Origin of the sequence: Streptomyces sp. NPDC006510 (genome assembly GCF_040611955.1) — a bacterium.
Taxonomy (GTDB): Bacteria; Actinomycetota; Actinomycetes; order Streptomycetales; family Streptomycetaceae; genus Streptomyces.
Genome location: NZ_JBEXPH010000424.1, coordinates 1 through 1,941 on the forward strand (window position 1 = coordinate 1; position 1,941 = coordinate 1,941).

A 1,941-nucleotide genomic window follows, 5' to 3' on the forward strand; every position below is an offset into this window, starting at 1 on the left:
GCGAGGCCCGCCGGGGTGCAGTACCAGTAGCTCTGCTGAGCGCGGTGGGTCCGGCCGACCAGGGCCGGGGATTCGTCGAGCAGGTTGCGCAGCGCGCGGCGTACGTGGTCGGTGTCCTGCTGGTGGGGCAGCAGCAGGGCCTTGAACTGGCGGGGTGTGGCCAGGCGCAGTTGGGCGAGGGTGAGAAGGACCTCGCCGCGGAGGTCCGCGCCGGCCTTCGCCGCCGGTGTCTTGCGGGCCCGGGACGCTTCTCCAGGTACATCAGTGCTGGAGGAAGAGGAGTTGCAACCGGTCGGGGCGGGCGAATCTGGGGCCTGTGTCGGGGGCAGAAAGTGGCCGTGCACCGCGGCGTACTCCTCGGCGACGGCCACCCCGTCCGCCCAGGCCGCCTCCTGCTCCGACCACACCATCCCGAGCTGCTCCAGCTCGGCGACCCGCCCGGCCTCCAGTGTTCCGGCCGTGTAGGCGCGGCGTTGGTCGGCGATCCACTGCCCGAGCGGGTACCCGCCGATGCCGCCCCAGTCCTCCGGCGTGACGGCCGTGTACGGCACCCGCAACACAGTGTTCCCGGTCTCGCGCAGCCACCGTCCGGCCGCCTCGATCCCACGCCGCCAATAGGCGCCCTCCGGGTCGATGACCCGCAGCCGCACGAACTGGGCCAAGACTGCGGGGCCGCGGACCTCGCTGAACCGCAGTACCCCGGCCGCCGCCCTGCTCACCACCACGTCGCCGTCTCCGTCCTCCAGGACGTCCTCGCCGTCGTGCTCCTGGTCCTCGTCGTCGGTGTCCTCCCGGCCGCTGCGGACGCGAAAATCGGCCAGCGCCTCGATGGTGTCCGTGTCGTGCGCCCGCAGCGCCCCGAGGACCTTCGAGAGGGCCTTGTAGGCGTCACCGGGCGGCACGTGGCAGTCGCGTGGTCGGCGGGCGCTGCATCCCGGCGGCGGTCCTGGACGAGGTCCGCGCCGCCCTGCTGGGCGTCGAACTCGCCGACACCCAGCTACTGTTCTAACGGGCCAAGGAGATCAAGAGCCCGCACGAGATCGAGCTCATCGAACACGCGGGCCGGGTCACCGCGGCAGGCTTGCTTGGACGCAGCCATGGAGCTAGCCCGCCCGGCCGTCCAGCGCTGGTTCCACGCGCTCACCGGGCCGAGCGCCATGCCGTCGACCGTCCCCCACCCCGCCGTACACGCCCGGACCCGGTGCCCCCGCCGAACTACTCGTCCAGCTGCGTGGCGCCCCGCTGCGCGGCGCAGTGGTGTCGGCCTTCGGTTGGGAGCGGGCAACGGCCTTGGAGAAGTCCCGCCACACCTTCTCTCACCACGCTGTACGGGGTCATCCGGATCCGGCAGGCCGCTTCGCCTCCGCGCCAGCAGCCGACGTGTTCCTCGCCTCCGGCGGTGACGAGACCGGTTTCGTGGGCTTGGAAGAACTCCGGCGCAAGCGCCGGTGACCGGTCAGCCGTACTCGGTCCGCTTCTCCCCACAGACTGCGAAGATCCCCACCGCCCTCCCCGAGCACGCGGCGCAATCGTGCTGGAACATCCTGGACGCCCCAGCGGCAGCCCCATGGCCTTTCCACGGGTGGAACGCGAGCTACCCCGAAGGCGAGGATGTGCGCATCACGTCCGTCAAGGCTCCGTGACCGCCATCCCTGGCAACTACACAGCGACGAAGCGACGGTTGCCGTCGGCCGCGATGATCCGCCCGAAGCGCATACTGGGAAAGTGCGCGGCGACGAGCAGATCGTGGGTGTCGGCGGCCTCGTCCGCGATGCGATTGCGCACAGCCGAGGCGGCGGCTGGGTCGACGTCCCAGATCACCTCCCAGTCCCGCTCGCTGAACTGAACGACCGAGTGCACCACGTCGCCGAGCAGCAGGGCGCGGCGGCCGGCGGAGGAGACCACGTACACCGTCGAGCCGGGCGTGTGGCCGGGCACGTG

General features: G+C 71.5%; 1 protein-coding gene and 1 pseudogene. Both read right to left on the reverse strand.

Translation table 11 applies throughout. The features are described 5' to 3' along the window. The coding region (locus ABZY11_RS44150; protein ID WP_356484571.1) for a helicase associated domain-containing protein at positions 1-902 on the reverse strand (902 nt) is incomplete at its 3' end. A 757-nt stretch (positions 903-1,659) separates the two neighbouring features. Further along, positions 1,660-1,941, reverse strand: a pseudogene (locus ABZY11_RS44155) (MBL fold metallo-hydrolase); the annotation flags it as partial.